The sequence below is a fragment of the Parafrankia sp. EUN1f genome, from assembly GCF_000177675.1.
GTDB lineage: Bacteria > Actinomycetota > Actinomycetes > Frankiales > Frankiaceae > Parafrankia.
Window position 1 is genome coordinate 1 of the sequence record NZ_ADGX01000092.1, and the last position, 13303, is coordinate 13303.

Annotated in this window: 11 protein-coding genes; 2 read left to right on the forward strand and 9 right to left on the reverse strand. The window is 73.2% G+C overall.

Annotated features, from left to right (window positions below; translation table 11 throughout):
- Positions 1–252: 252 nt before the first annotated feature.
- The 6 genes from FREUN1FDRAFT_RS24310 to FREUN1FDRAFT_RS24335 form a co-directional block, all read right to left on the reverse strand.
- On the reverse strand, positions 253–1458 hold the full coding sequence (locus FREUN1FDRAFT_RS24310; protein ID WP_006542882.1) for a VWA domain-containing protein: 1206 nt from the start codon (positions 1456–1458) through the stop codon (positions 253–255).
- Entirely contained in the window at positions 1458–2510 is a 1053-nt protein-coding gene (locus FREUN1FDRAFT_RS24315) for a VWA domain-containing protein (protein WP_006542883.1), read from the reverse strand. Before FREUN1FDRAFT_RS24315 ends, FREUN1FDRAFT_RS24310 begins: the two co-directional genes overlap by 1 nt.
- Positions 2507–3394 (reverse strand): DUF58 domain-containing protein, encoded by an 888-nt coding sequence (locus tag FREUN1FDRAFT_RS24320; RefSeq protein ID WP_006542884.1) that lies wholly within the window; start codon positions 3392–3394, stop codon positions 2507–2509. Before FREUN1FDRAFT_RS24320 ends, FREUN1FDRAFT_RS24315 begins: the two co-directional genes overlap by 4 nt.
- Positions 3394–4491 (reverse strand): MoxR family ATPase, encoded by a 1098-nt coding sequence (locus FREUN1FDRAFT_RS24325; RefSeq protein WP_006542885.1) that lies wholly within the window; start codon positions 4489–4491, stop codon positions 3394–3396. The genes FREUN1FDRAFT_RS24320 and FREUN1FDRAFT_RS24325 overlap by 1 nt, the downstream gene beginning before the upstream one ends.
- A 35-nt stretch (positions 4492–4526) precedes the next feature.
- Complete coding sequence (locus FREUN1FDRAFT_RS24330; RefSeq protein WP_006542886.1) at positions 4527–5342, reverse strand: S1C family serine protease; 816 nt, start codon at positions 5340–5342, stop codon at positions 4527–4529.
- A 145-nt stretch (positions 5343–5487) separates the two neighbouring features.
- A complete protein-coding gene (locus FREUN1FDRAFT_RS24335; RefSeq protein ID WP_006542887.1) occupies positions 5488–6090 on the reverse strand; it encodes a cadmium resistance transporter in 603 nt (200 codons plus the stop codon).
- A 109-nt stretch (positions 6091–6199) separates the two neighbouring features.
- Here FREUN1FDRAFT_RS24335 and FREUN1FDRAFT_RS24340 point away from each other — a divergent pair, with 109 nt between their 5' ends.
- Positions 6200–6865 (forward strand): GPP34 family phosphoprotein, encoded by a 666-nt coding sequence (locus tag FREUN1FDRAFT_RS24340; protein ID WP_006542888.1) that lies wholly within the window; start codon positions 6200–6202, stop codon positions 6863–6865.
- A 241-nt stretch (positions 6866–7106) separates the two neighbouring features.
- Complete coding sequence (locus FREUN1FDRAFT_RS24345; protein WP_006542889.1) at positions 7107–8360, forward strand: ATP-binding protein; 1254 nt, start codon at positions 7107–7109, stop codon at positions 8358–8360.
- A gap of 255 nt (positions 8361–8615) precedes the next feature.
- Here FREUN1FDRAFT_RS24345 and FREUN1FDRAFT_RS24350 read toward each other — a convergent pair whose 3' ends face one another.
- The 3 genes from FREUN1FDRAFT_RS24350 to FREUN1FDRAFT_RS24360 all read right to left on the reverse strand — a co-directional run bounded on the left by FREUN1FDRAFT_RS24350 (position 8616) and on the right by FREUN1FDRAFT_RS24360 (position 13287).
- Positions 8616–9752 carry a VCBS repeat-containing protein gene (locus tag FREUN1FDRAFT_RS24350; protein WP_006542890.1) on the reverse strand — a complete coding sequence of 379 codons (1137 nt, stop codon included), beginning with the start codon at positions 9750–9752 and terminating at the stop codon, positions 8616–8618.
- Between the two features lie 5 nt (positions 9753–9757).
- On the reverse strand, positions 9758–10051 hold the full coding sequence (locus tag FREUN1FDRAFT_RS24355; RefSeq protein ID WP_006542891.1) for a hypothetical protein: 294 nt from the start codon (positions 10049–10051) through the stop codon (positions 9758–9760).
- Positions 10052–10158: 107 nt separating this feature from the next.
- Positions 10159–13287 carry an AAA family ATPase gene (locus FREUN1FDRAFT_RS24360; RefSeq protein WP_232295381.1) on the reverse strand — a complete coding sequence of 1043 codons (3129 nt, stop codon included), beginning with the start codon at positions 13285–13287 and terminating at the stop codon, positions 10159–10161.
- Positions 13288–13303 lie beyond the last annotated feature (16 nt).

Here is a 13303-nt window from a genome sequence, read left to right on the forward strand (position 1 = left end):
CGCGCACGGGCTCCGCCGTGCGCACGGGCTCCGCCGCGCGCACGGGCTCCGCCGCTGCCGCCGGTTTCGCCGAGGAACGGGACGAACTCGTGGCCACGGGCCCGTTGGCCCGCGGCCGACACTCCGAGTCCTGACCGCGGTCGCACCGCACGTGCCCCGCGCCGCGGCACATCGCCGGCGCGGGGCACGCCCCGCCCGCCGCTGCTCCCGAGCAAGAAGTGAAGGCAATGGCTGCGACAGCAGCCGAAATCTTCACTTCTTGCGGATTGTCAAGTGGCCCTGTGCGCCCTTATGTCGCTGTTGGTATGAGTTGCGAGCACTGGGTGTCGGTGCGGAAGCCCCGGTGGGCCGGCGTGCGGCGGGAAGCGGCTGTGGGCGGCGCAGGCGGTTCCACCACAGGGAGAGGCCGAGGGCCGCGGCGACGAGGAGGCCGCCGATGCCGGCGAACCAGGAGGCGATGTCGCGGTGCTCGTGCGTCACGGTGATGGTGCGGGGGAGGTCGGTCAGGGCGTCCTGCAACTCGTTCGCGTTCTGCGCGCGGTAGTAGGTGCCCCCAGTGGTGCTCGCGACCTGCTTCAGCGCGTCCTCGTCGATGGCCCGCGGGTCGCGTTCACCGTTACGGCCGCCGAAGCCGCCACCCCCGCCGCCGAAGCCGCCGCCACCGCCCCCGCCGAACCCGCCGCCGAAGCCGAAGGCGTCGTCGCCGATCTGCGAGCTGTCGCAGACCATCGGCGCCGGTGTCGTCGTCCCGAAACCGATCGTGTAGACCCGCAGGCGCCGCGTGGCGGCTTCCCCCGCGGCGGTCCGCGGGTCCACGCCCACGGTGTTGGCGCCGTCGGTGAGCACCACGATGACGTCCGCCGCGTACTCCCCGCCGGTGCCGCCCGGGACGTCCGCCCCGGTCGGCGGCACCGACGGGTCGACCTCGGCGATGGCGTCGATGGAGGTGAGGATCCCCTGGCCGATGGCGGTGCCGCGGGACGTCGTCAGGCTCTTCAGCGCCGCCAGCAGCTTGTCGGTGTCGTCGGTCGGCGGGACGAGCAGGCCGGCGCTGCCGGCGAAGGTGACCAGGCCGATGCGGGAACCGCCCGGCTGGGCCCGGATGAAGTCGGTGGCCGCCTTCTCTGCGGCGGTGAGGCGGTTCGGGGACACGTCGGTGGAGCACATCGAGCCCGAGACATCCAGCGCCAGCAGGATCGTCGTCGAGTTCGCCGCGATCGGGACGCTCGCCTGCGGGCGGGCGGCGCCGACGCCGAGCGTGGCCAGCCCGAGCACGAACAGGGCGACGGGGATGTGCCGCTGCCACCGTTTCCGGCCGGGCAGCGCCACCCGCAGCAGCGCGACTGACGTCACCCGAATGGCGGCCCGCCGCCGGCGGCGCCGGGCCAGCCAGGTGACGGCGGTCAGCAGCGGGACGACGAGCAGCGTCGCCAGCGCCCAGGGCCAGGTGAGGGACATCAGGCGACCCTTCCCGTGCGCAGGATCGTGGGGACCGCGCCGGCTGCCAGCAGCAGGACCGCGAAGGCGGTGAACGCCCCGGCCAACGGCAGATCCTCGTGGTGGGTGGTCCGCCGGAGGTCGATGGCCGAGGCGACGCCGTCCAGTTCGGATGCCTGCGAGGCCGGGTGGTAGGCGCCGCCGGTCGTCTGGGCGATGGCCTTCAGCGTGTCCTCGTCCAGCGCGGTGTTCAGCCGGTAGCCGTCCACCTCGACGGTCGCGCCGGCGGTGGTGCCGACACCGACCGTCTCGACGTGCACCCCGGCGGCCTGGGCGGCCCCGGCGGCGGCCTCGGTCGCCCCGGCGGCGTCGCCGCCACCGGCGCCACTGCCACCATCACTGCCACCACCGTTGCCGCTGCTGGTGCTGCCGCTGCCGCCGGTGCCGGCGTTCGCACCGGTGCCGCCGTCCTCCCCGTCGGAGAACAGCACGATGGTCGCCGAGCTCCAGTACCCGATGTCCGGCGCGGAGCCGTCCGCGCCGAGCCGGACCGTGCGGCCCGTGATCGCCGACAGCGAGGTGAGGATCGCCTCCGCCAGCGAGGTGCCGCCGGTGACCTTCAGCCGGTCGATCGCCGCCTCGGCGGCGGCGTGGTCGGCGCTGGGCTGATGGGTGGTGAGCGCGCCGTCCTGGAACGCGACCACGCCCACGTCGACGCTGTCGGGCTGGGCGGCGACGAACGCGGCCGCCGCCTTCTTCGCCGCGTCCAGGCGGGTGGGCGTCACGTCGGTCGCGCCCATGCTGTTCGAGACGTCCACGGCGACGATCACCGTGCCCGCGGCGCGGGAGACGGGAACGGAGGCCGCCGGCCCCGCCGCCGCGAACGTGAGCACCGCGATCCCCGCGAGGCTGAGCCAGAACCCGGGCTGTGGCCCGCGGCGGCCCGCGGCGGCGTCCACACCTGCCGCGGCGAGCGCCGCCCGGCGCCGCCGCGCCGTCGTCGTCGCGGCGACGGCGAGCGCGGCCACGACCAGCACGCCCGGGACGAGCAGCCAGGGGGCGGTGAGGCTCATGTGCGCCGCCACCGGGTGCTGGCGGCGACCCCGGCGAGGGCGGGGAGCAGGTCGCGGTCGGTGTCGATCCGGTGCAGCGGGACCCCGGCGCGGCGCATGCGGCCGGCCAGGTCCGCCTCACGTTCCGCCACCGCGTCGCTCAGCCGGGCGCGCAGCAGCGGATCACCGGAGTCGACGAGCAGCTGCTCGCCGGTCTCGGTGTCCTCGACCAGGACGAGCCCCACCTCCGGCAGGGCGTCGTCGGCGGCATCCACGACGCGCAGCGCCACGACCTCGTGGCGGTGTGCCAGCCGCAGCAGCGGCCGGTCCCAGCCGGCGGTGCCGATGAAGTCGGAGATGACGATGATCAGCGACCGGCGCCGTGCCAGGCGCGCCGCGGTGCCCAGCATCGCGGCGACGTCGGTGGTGCCCGCCTTCGGCGGTGCCGTGGCGGTGCGGGCGAGCTCATGGCCGATGCGCAGCACCTGCCCACGGCCGGTGGCCGGTGGCACGATCCGGGTCGCGGCGCCGTCGTGGAGCACCGCGCCGACCCGGTTCCCGCCGCGGCCGAACAGCCGCGCCAACACCAGCGCCAGCTCGGCCAGGACGTCGTGCTTCCCTCGGCCGGGGACACCGACGGTCATCGACGCCGTCCGGTCGAGCACGAGCCACAGGGTCAGCTCACGGTCCTCGGTGAACTGGCGTACCTGCGGCTCGTCCAGCCGGGCGGTCGCGTTCCAGTCGATGCGGCGGGCGTCGTCGGTCTCGACGTAGCCGCGCAGGCCGGCGAAGTCGAGACCGGACCCGCGGTACGGCGTGCGGTAGGCGCCCAGCACCCGCCCGTCGAGGCGGCGGACCACCTGCCACTCCAGCCGCAGCAGCAGCCGGTCGGGTGCGCCCGCCATCACCGGGCCCGCAGCGGGACCTCGGGCATCGGCACGGCCCGCAGCACGCCGGCTATGACGGTGTCGGGGGCGACGTCGTCGGCCAGCGCCTCGTACGACAGCACGAGGCGGTGGCGCAGCACGTCGGGGACGAGCGCGTACAGGTCCTGCGGTATGGCGTAGTCCCGGCCGCGCAGGTAGGCCAGCGCCCGGGCGCCCAGCACGAGGGCGATCGACGCGCGCGGGCTGGCGCCGTGGGTGACGTAGCGGTCCAGGTTGCCCAGCCCCACCGTGCCCAGCGAGCGGGTGGCGACGACGAGCCGCACCGCGTAGTCGACGATGGCCGGGTCGACGTACACGTCCTGGACCTGCGCCCGCATCCGCACCAGGTCCTCGGGGCGCAGGATCCGCTGGGTCGGCAGGGGGGGCCGCAGGGCCCGGTCGACGATGGCGTGCTCCTCCACCGGCGCCGGGTAGTGCACCAGGACCTTCATCATGAAGCGGTCGACCTGGGCCTCCGGCAGCGGATAGGTGCCCTCGGACTCGATCGGGTTCTGCGTCGCCAGGACCAGGAACGGGTCGGGGACGGGGTAGGTCTCGCGCCCGATCGTCACCTGACGTTCCTGCATCACCTCCAGCAGCGCGCTCTGCACCTTCGCCGGGGCCCGGTTGATCTCGTCGGCGAGCAGCAGGTTGGTGAAGACCGGGCCGAGCGTCGTCTCGAACTCGCCGGTGTGCTGGCGGTAGACCCGGGTGCCGACCAGGTCGGCGGGCAGCAGGTCCGGGGTGAACTGGATGCGCTGGAACTGCCCGCCGACCGCGCTGGCCAGCGACTTCACCGCCAGCGTCTTCGCCAGCCCCGGCACGCCCTCGACCAGCAGATGGCCGCCGGCGAGCAGTGCGATCGCCATGCGCTCCAGCAGGACGTCCTGCCCGACGATCGTGCGTTTCACCTCGAACAGCACCTGCTCGAGCGGACTGCTCGCGCCGCGGGCGCGGGCGGGCGCCGGGGCGGGCGTGGGCACGGGTACGGGCGTGGGTGCGGTCACGGGGGTCCCGCCGCCGGTACCTCCGTCGGCCGTTCCAGCGGGGCTGCTGACGTCGGCGTCGTGTGTCATGGTCTTCGTCGATACCTTTCGTGACCTTGGTGACGTCAGATCCGCGGCCCGCGGCCGCCACCGGGCCCGGAACCGCCACCGCCGCTGCCGAGGGCGCTGGAGATGGGCACGGCGAAACCGATGCCGGCGAACGCGTCGTCCTCGCCGGGATCGGCGATGGACACGACGATCCCGACGACCAGGCCGTCGGCGTCGAGCAGCGGCCCCCCGGAGCTGCCGGCGTTCACTGCGGCGTCGAACTGGATCAGCCCCGACAGCTCGCCGCTCTCCGTGGCCGCGGTGCGATCCAGGCCCGACACGACGCCGGAGGAGACGCTGTACGTCAGCCCGAGCGGGTTGCCCAGCGCGATCACCTCGCCGCCGACCTCGACGCGGCTGCCGAGCGTGGCCGGCACGACCGGCTGCGGCAGCGTCGCCGGTGTGAGCATCGCGGTGTCGGTCTCCGGGTCCGTCGAGGCCACCGTTGCGGTGGACCGGGTTCCGTCGGAGAAGGTGAGGGTGATGGCGCCGCCGTCGGCGACGACATGGCCGGCTGTGAGGACGGTGCCGGCGTTCGCCACGATCACCCCGGAGCCGAGCGACCCGTGCTCTGTGCGCACCACCACCACGGACGGCACGACCCGCCGGTAGACGTCCGCGACGCTGGGGGACGCGCCCGCGCTGGGACTCGCCGACGGCGTCGGGGCGGTGGCCGCCCGTGTCTGCGGGCTTCCGCCGGGCCGGGACGCGAGCACGGCGACCACCACGGCGAGCGTGACGATCGTGACAGCGGAGGCGATCAGCAGCGCGTGAATGCCGCGTAACCCGAATGCGCGCCCGGTGGCCGCTCGGGGCTCGGGCCCGGACGTCATGGTCACCACGCTAGGGCCTGTTGCTGAGGAGCACCTGAACAACTGCTGTGTATCGGACGCGACGGGTAATAACCGCCCGAGAGTCGCGGCCTGTGGTCCACGACCGGCAGCTCGGTGCTGGTGCCACTGCGCGAGACCGGCTGGATCAAAGGCCGAACGCGCCGCCTTCGACGAGGATCAGGACACCGAGGCCGATCAGGACCAGCGGCAGCAGGATATGGCCCCGGCGGGCGAGCGCCCCGGCGATGACCGGGCGGGTGGCGAAGAAGCGGCCGGCGAAGCACCACACCGCCACCAGCACGAGGAACACAGACGTGTACACGGCCATCCCGCCGACTCCCGCGGTGGCGAAGACGGGTACGTAGACGCCGATGTTGTCGCCGCCGTTGGCGAAGGTGACCGCCGCGACCTCCAGCGGGCGCGGCCCCCCATCCCTGGTCTGTACCGACTCGTCCTCCCCGCCGCCACGGCGGTTCCTCCACGTCTGGGCCGCGGCTTTGAGACCCAGGGCCAGCGGCAGCAGGCCGAGGTAGGGGATCGCGGACTCCGGCAGGAAGGTGGCGCCGAACGCAGCGGCCACCGCAACGGCGAGGATCGCGCTGAAGCCGACGTACTGCCCGAGCACGATTCGGCGAGTGGAGTCACGATCGCCGGCGCCTTGGGCGAAGAAAAGAGCCAGGACCACGATGTCGTCGACGTTGGTGACGGCGAACAGGCCCGCCGCCTGCCCGATGATGCCCAGGTTCACGGGTGGGCGTGCTCCTCAATAGCGGTGCTGCCGCGAGCCGATCCACGCGGGCGGGGGGCTGTCGGCTACGGTACTGGCCCCGTGGGCGTGGTGTTGTATCCACGTTCCTGTGCATTCTGACCTGCCCACATCGCTGCCCGCGAAGCTCTATCTCCTGGCCTACAACCTGGAGAAGGACCAGATGTACGCCAACCGGCGGCTCGGCCGGGCCCTCCGGGCTGCCGCCCTGGTCGAACTGGAGATCGACGGATGGCTCATTGACGATGACGGGCTGGCCCGGGTGGCCGCGGACCCGCCGCCCGGGCGGCAGGAACCGACACCGCGGGGTGGGGTGGGGCGTCCCGATCCGCTCGTGGCTGCGGTCTACCGCCAGATCAGCGCGGCTCCCGCCCCGCGGGCCTGGGCGGACTGGATCGTCCACGAGCACCGCTCGGCGGTGGTGGAGACCCGTGACGACCTGGAGTCGGCGGGCTGGCTGCGGGTGGCCCGGGGGCGGCCGCTCTCCCTCATCCCGACTTCGGCGGTCGTGCTCGTCGACCGGCCCCGAGTGCGGGAGCTGAACCGCGCCGCCGGTCAGGTGCTGCGCGGTGAGGTCGCCCCTGCGGTCGCCCCGGCGGATCTCGTCGCGCTGGTGGCGCTGGCGGCGGCCGGCGATGTGATCACTGTGGTGAACGTCAGCCAACGCAGGGCGTTCGCCGACCGGATCGACACACTCACCGCCCTGGCCGGCCCCGCGGCCGCCGCGCTCGCCGGCCGACGTCCCGTCGAGGAGTGAAGAGATGAGGATCGTGGTCGCAGGAACGGCGAAAAGCCTCAACTCTTCGGACTCGCCACGTGCGAAAGGCGGGGTTAGGCCGCGGGGCCGGCGCCCTGGTACTCGGCGCCTGCGTGCCGCGGACCGGAACCAGCGGGTGCTCCCGGCATCGCAGAACTTGCAGTCAGAGGCTCGCAAAACGTGTACTCGAAGCCCCGCAAAACTTGTACTTGGACCGCCGCGCACCAGGTAGTGTCGCTGTATGGCCACGTCAGGGTACGTGCCGAGGATCGCGGACGGCCCGCTGGCCAACCTGCTCGCCGAGCTGCCTGCAGTCATGGTCACGGGCCCGCGCGCCGCCGGGAAGACGACCTCGGCCCGGCGGATCGCGAGCGACGTTCTGAGGCTTGACGACCCCGCGGTCGCCGCCGCCGTCGCGGCGAATCCGGACGCTGCCCTGCGCCGGGCGCACGAGCCGGTCCTCCTCGACGAGTGGCAGGAGGTGCCCGAGGTCCTCGGCGCCGTCAAGCGGGCGGTCGACGAGGATCCCCGACCTGGCCGGTTCCTCCTCACGGGCAGCGTCGAGGCGGAGTTCACGACCCGCCAGTGGCCCGGGACGGGGCGCGTTGTCCGGCTGGTGCTGCATGGGCTCACCGAGCGGGAGATCGCCGGTGCGGTCGACCAGCCGAGCCTGATCGAGCTGCTTCTCACCTCCGACATCTCACGCCTGAATGTCGCCGGCCCGCCGCCGAGCCTGGACGACTACGTGGACCTGGCGCTGCGGAGCGGTTTCCCCCAGGCGGCTCTGAACCTGAGCACACGCGGGCGTCTTGCCTGGCTGGACGCGTACGTCGATCACGTCGTCACGCGGGACGTGGTCGCCGCCGGGGAGCAGCGCGACCCCGTCCGGCTGCGCCGCTATCTCGAGGTGCTCGGGCTTTCGACGGCTGGGCTTCCCGCCGACGACACGCTCTGCCAGGCCGCCGAGATCAACCAGCGGACAGCCGACGCCTACGATCGGATCCTGGCCGCGCTGTACCTGCTCGACCTCGTTCCGGCGTGGTCGACGAACCGCCTGCACAGGCTGACCAAACGGGCGAAGCGGTATCTGACCGACCCTGCCCTCGCGCTCGCCGCCGCCCGGGTGGACGAGCGAAGCGTCCTGCGCGATGGGGACCTGCTCGGTCGGATCCTCGACACCTTCGTCGTGGCCCAGCTGCGGCCGGAGGTGACGCTGCTTCACCCGCGTGCCCGGCTGCACCACATCCGTTCCCGTGACGGGCAGGAGGCCGACCTCGTCATCGACCTCGGCAGGGGCCAGGTGATCGCGATGGAGATCAAGGCATCCTCGGCGCCGTCCGCCCGGGACGCGCGTCATCTCGCGTGGCTGCGCGATCAGCTCGGTGCGGACTTCCGCGCGGGGGTCGTGTTCCACACCGGTCCGCTGCCTTTCGACCTCGGTGACCGGATCTGGGCCCTGCCCATCAGTGCCCTGTGGGCCGCCCGAGTCAGTTAGCCGTAGTTGGCCGTGGCCGGCTCGTTCAGTCCTCGAAGCGCGCGAGGGCGATGTGCAGCTGGCTGCGTGAGCGGACCCCCGGCTTGGGATACAGCCGATACACAGCACCCGAAGCCCCGCGTGTGCCGTGGTGCGGCGAACGCGGGGCGCGGGCCGGTGCGCTGAGGGTTCAGTCGCAGCGGGTGACGTCGAAGGGGACCTCGCGTCCGAGACGGAAGCAGTGGTCGTGCACCGCACAGCGGGCCCGGGAAAAGATCAGGGCCAGTATGCGATGCCTAGTGCGTAGTATCCCGTCGAAAAGTTGTCGTGCCATTTTTCGCCGTTTCCGAAGTACCGGACGATACCGGTCCGGGGCGTCCAGAAATAGGTGCTGAGTGCGACCCACACGTCATTGGCGGGACTGCCGGTGTAGACCAGGATGTCGTCGCGGCCGTCCCCGTCGGCGTCGCCCACTCCCGGGTATTCTGACCAGAGCGCAAAGTTGTCCTGCCATTTCGTCGTCCCGGAGAATCCACTGCCCGTCGACAGCGCTACGTACACATCGGCCGCGGAGTCGTGGGTGAAGGTCACTACGTCGTCCCGGCCGTCACCGTTGAAGTCCCCGATCGCGGGATACCCGCTGCCGCCCGCGAAACTGTCATGCCACAGTGCGGCGGGATCGAACCCGTAGCCGGTCGACAACGAGACATACACGTCCGCGGTGGCGCCTCGGGTGAAGACGGCGAGATCGTCCAGGCCGTCACCGTTGAGGTCTCCCACCTCGGGCGCTGCTCCGGTCCCGGTGGGAAACGCGTCGGCCACCGTCTGGACGGAATCGAAACCGGTACCGGTCGACAGCGCGAACCGGACGGTGCCGGCCGCGGAGCCTGCGGTGACGAAGGCCGCGACATCGTCCAGGCCGTCGCCGTTGAAGTCGCCGACCGCGGGTACGACGCCCAGGTCATCGACGGTCACCAGCTGCCCGGCCGGAAGGGAGTCCTGCCAGCCGGGCGAGTCGACGAACGTGGAGCCGGTACTGAGCCAGACGCGGACCGCACCGGCATTGTTCCCCCGCGCGGTGATGGTCACGAGGTCGTCCATGCCGTCTCCGTCGGCATCGCCGACCAGCGTCAGATCGTCGGCGCCGCGCGGCGTGTCCGCCCAGTGTTCCCGCACGCCGAAGGTCTGCAGCGAGCTCCACTGCGCCGGCAGGACGATACTCAGAGCGACGTCCACACCACTGGTTTGCGAATCGAAGGAAAGGATGTCGTCGCGGCCGTCACCATTGAAATCGCCACTGCGGCTGGCGAAACCGGGGATCGTCGAAGTCGCCGCGGCGCTGTCGGCGACGGCCCAGCTGGCCGACCACATAACAGCCGCGACAAGCGCGACCCAGCCCGCCTGAAGCCTCATTCTGCTCAGCTGACCGGCTGGCTGACGTAGGCGCGTGCGACGTCGAGGCCGATGATCTCCGGTCGGCCGGCGGGCTCTGGGCCCAGCGCGCGGGCCAGCGCCGGGCCCAGCGTCGTCGCGAAGAAGTCGTCCGCGTGCGCCTTCGACTCCCACAGGGCGACGACGCGCAGCCTGCCGTCGGGGCCCGTCCCGACATAGCGCGCCCGCAGCCCGGCGGGCTCCGCGCCCACCTGGGCGAACACGGCGTCGGCCTGCTCGACCGTCTCGAACGGCGGAATGGCGACAGTGATCCACTGCATTTCTGGTTTCCTCCCGGTTCCTGCTGTTTCTTTTCGCTTTCCGGCCCGGGCGGGGCCGGCGACGGGAGGAACGTTAGGCGGGCGGCAGCGCCGTGACGTCCGCCGAACTACTCAGCGGGCATACTCATCCGCTGCTCATCGCGTGAGTTGCGGACGACCCAGGCGGCGATCTGGCTGCGCGCGCGGAAACCGAGCTTGGTGAGGATGTGCTGGACGTGGTTCTGCGCGGTGCGCTCGGAGATGACGAGCCGTGCCGCGATCTGCCGGTTGGTCAGGCCCTCGGCGACCAGGCGGGCGACCTGTCGCTCCCGCGGGCTCAGCATCTCCTCCCCCGGATCCGGCACCGGCTCCGCGGCAGCGGGCCCGTCGACCACGGCCGATCCGTCGACCGACGCAGGCAGGTGGACGTCAGTGGGTGGGCGGACGCCGAAGGGCGTGCCGGCATCGCAGAGGTCGGCGACAAGCGCCGAGGTTCGGTCGGTGTAGGCCGTCATGCCGAGGACCTGTGCGACGCGGTCGGCATCGCGGGCGGCTGCAACGGCCAGGTCCCGGTCGCCAGGCGCGCCGCGAGCCAGCAGCGCGGTCGCCAGGTGGTATCGCGCCTGGGCCGCGAAGCCGGGCGCACCGGCGCGGCCTGCGCTCCCAGCCGCGGTGGTCAGGTCGTCGACGGCCTGGTCGAGCCGGCCGAGGGCGAGCGCGCCGCGCCCCAGTGCCAGCTCCACCGGGCCCAGGTAGGAGACCCCGCCGCCGCTGGCGTGCTCGCCGCGGAACGCCTGGAGCCGCTCGAGCAGGCCGTCGAGCTCGTCGGCCCTCCCGAGCCCCGCGGTGACGAGTCCGGCGACCGTGAGTACGGCGTACACCCAACCAGGCAGGACGAAGAACGCCGGCAGCGACCACGAGGAGGGCGGCCCGGCGAGCTCGTACGTCGCCGCTGCCGCCTCCGGCTGCCCGGCGATGAGGAACATGGCCGCCCGGGTGAGCGGGGCCATCGCCCGGAAGCGGGGCGGCGGCTCGAACGTCTGCCGCAGGACCGCCTCCGCCCCGCTGCCGGCCCCGGCGCTGAAGCCGCTGCCGACGCCGGTGCCGGCACCGAAGCCGAGGTGGCAGGCGAGAGCGTAGGTGAGCGCCATGTAGGCGCCGCTGGCCGGTGCGGGTTCGATGACACGCATCCGGTCGAACCCGCGCCGCCCGGCCGCGAGTGCCTCGGCGTAGCGGCCCCGCGCCTGGGCGACGCACGCGGTGGCCCGGTCACGGTGCCAGGCACTGACCGGTCCGCCGACCTGCTCGACAGCTGCCCGCAGCCCGGCGAGCTCCTCGGCCGCCGCCGGAAGTTGGCCGCTCTCGACCAGCGCCTCGATTCGCCACAGCTCGCCCCACATGGCTGTTCGGGCGCTGTTCGTCCGCCGGGAGAGTGCCAGCATCTCGGTGGCCAGACCAAGCCGTTCCTCCCGGCCCGCCGGCCCCGGGCAGGCTTCCTGCCGGGCGCGCAGCGCGTCGGTGAGCGCGTGGTCGTCACCACACCTGCGGGCGAGCGTGAGCGCCTCGGTGCTCTGGCTCGCCAGCTGGTCCTGCTCGCCGGCGTAGAACGCCAGGTGGGCGCGCTGGGCCAGCAGCCGGGCGCGCAACGCCACCGTTGGGGACCTCGGGTCCTCGGCCGCCGTGGCTGTTGCCGCTGTGGCTGTTGCCGCTGTGGCTGCGCCCAGCCGGGCGAGGGCCTCCTCGCAGAGCCGGTGGGCGAGCGCGTTGACGTCCTGTCCCGGCGCTGCCTCGAGCACCAGTGCGGCGTGGGCGAGGAGATCGGGCCGTCCGGCCGCGCGTGCCGCCTCGGCCGCCCGGGCGGCGGCGTCCAGGCAGCCCGGCAGATCACCGGCCAGGTAACTGGCCCGGCCGAGCGCGACCAGCAGGTGGCACCGCTCGGTGTCGGTCGTCGAGGTCTGGCCGAAGGTGAGCGCGGCCCGGTACAGCCGTGCGCCCTCCTCGTGGCCGAGGCGGCGCACCGCCTCATCGGCGGCCCGTGCCGTCCAGACGCGGGCCGCCTCGGCCTCGGCCGCGCCGTAGGGCGCGAGCTGCGCCCAGTGCCGCGCGATGTCCGCGAGGTGCTCGGCCGGGTCGTCCGCAAACCGGTCCGCGAGGGCGGTGGCGGCCGCGCGGTGCAGGCTGGCCGCTTCCGGGCCGGCGAGTGACGCCTCGACGGCGTCCCTGGTCAGCACGTGCACGAACTGGAACTCGCCGGCGCCGAGCCGGTCGAGCAGGCCATGCGCGACCGCCTCGTCGGCCAGGCGCAGGCACTCCTCGACGGGCTCGCCGACCACGGCGGCGACGAGCGCGATCCCGAAGCGGCGGCCGGCGACGGCGGCCGCCTGCAGCAGGCGGCGGCACCGTGGACCGACCCGGTCGAGCCGGGCGCCGACGGCGTCGAGCACGGTGCGCGGGGGCTGCTCCGGTCGCCACGTGCCTTCCACCACCGCCCGCCCGATTTCCCGGACGAACAGCGGGTTCCCAGCGGTGACCTCAAGCACCAGCCGCGCCGTCGCCGACGCCGTCATCTCGGCCCCGTCGGCGTCGGCGTCGGCGTCGTCGGCGGCGGCGGCGGAATCGCCGTCGGACGCGGCGACCTCTGTCCCCGAGGCCGTCATGTGCCGCAGCTGTTCGCTGACCTCCGCCAGGTCGAATCCCCGTAGGTCGAGCCGCACGGCGGCCGGCGACCGCAGCAGATCGGGCAGCACGCGGGCGAGTGCGCCGGCCGGTTCCCGGTCACGGAAGGTGGCGAGGAGCAGCAGCCGCGCGTCGGCCACCTGGTCGGCGAGATGGCGCAGGACGAGCAGGGACGACTCGTCGGCGCGGTGGATGTCGTCGAGGACCACGGTCAGGCCACCCTGAGCCGCGATGCCACCGACCGCGTCGGCGACGCCCTCGAACACCCGGAACCTGTCCTGCGGCGACTGCGCCTCTCCGCGCCCCAGCACACCGTCGGGGTCGACGCCGAGCGACCGCAGCGCCTGGCGCCACGGCCAGAAGGCGGGTGCACCCTCCGTCTCGGCGCAGCGACCCCACGCCACGGCGCACCCACCGGCCAGGACCATCCCGGCCAGCTCACGCGCCAGGCGGGTTTTTCCGATTCCCGCCTCGCCCGTGCACAGCACCAGGCGCCCGGCGCCGCCGCCAGCCGACCTCAGCCATCCGCGCAGCGCCGCGATCTCCCGTCTGCGCCCGACGATCGCATCGGGCGCAGGCACATCGCGGGCTGGCGCC

Coding starts and splice junctions, on each gene's coding strand:
- FREUN1FDRAFT_RS24310 (WP_006542882.1), bottom strand. CDS start 1,458: ATGTCCCTCACCTGGCCCTGGGCGCTGGCGACGCTGCTCGTCGTCCCG.
- FREUN1FDRAFT_RS24315 (WP_006542883.1), bottom strand. CDS start 2,510: ATGAGCCTCACCGCCCCCTGGCTGCTCGTCCCGGGCGTGCTGGTCGTG.
- FREUN1FDRAFT_RS24320 (WP_006542884.1), bottom strand. CDS start 3,394: ATGGCGGGCGCACCCGACCGGCTGCTGCTGCGGCTGGAGTGGCAGGTG.
- FREUN1FDRAFT_RS24325 (WP_006542885.1), bottom strand. CDS start 4,491: ATGACACACGACGCCGACGTCAGCAGCCCCGCTGGAACGGCCGACGGA.
- FREUN1FDRAFT_RS24330 (WP_006542886.1), bottom strand. CDS start 5,342: ATGACGTCCGGGCCCGAGCCCCGAGCGGCCACCGGGCGCGCATTCGGG.
- FREUN1FDRAFT_RS24345 (WP_006542889.1), top strand. CDS start 7,107: ATGGCCACGTCAGGGTACGTGCCGAGGATCGCGGACGGCCCGCTGGCC.
- FREUN1FDRAFT_RS24350 (WP_006542890.1), bottom strand. CDS start 9,752: ATGAGGCTTCAGGCGGGCTGGGTCGCGCTTGTCGCGGCTGTTATGTGG.
- FREUN1FDRAFT_RS24355 (WP_006542891.1), bottom strand. CDS start 10,051: ATGCAGTGGATCACTGTCGCCATTCCGCCGTTCGAGACGGTCGAGCAG.